1 pseudogene is annotated in these 294 nt (G+C 52.0%); it reads left to right on the forward strand.

Annotated features, from left to right (window positions below):
• A pseudogene (locus QP363_RS12940) lies at positions 1–129 on the forward strand (IS256 family transposase); the annotation flags it as partial.
• Positions 130–294: the final 165 nt, after the last annotated feature.

The raw sequence follows: 294 nt of genomic DNA on the forward strand, positions 1-294 counted from the left end.
GCCTGGGCAAAAGAACAACTTAAACGACGCGGCCACCCAGACGGGCGACCTGCCACATTCGATACCCACATCGACAATGAGTGGAACCCCAGCTTAGGCATAAGAAAAGGATGGGCCGGACGCTCCTAAATCCACACGAAATGTCCCTTAGTACGACACGCCGCAAATCCACACGAAATGTCCCTTAAGCCGCAAAAGGGAGGTAGACAATGGGTAAGGCTTAAGGGACATTTCGTGTGGATAAACCGATACGGATTCCTGGGGCAGCCTGGGATAATGCGGTGATCTTGATTT

Source organism: Corynebacterium sp. UMB6689 (assembly GCF_030215295.1).
GTDB classification, from domain to species: Bacteria; Actinomycetota; Actinomycetes; order Mycobacteriales; family Mycobacteriaceae; genus Corynebacterium; species Corynebacterium aurimucosum.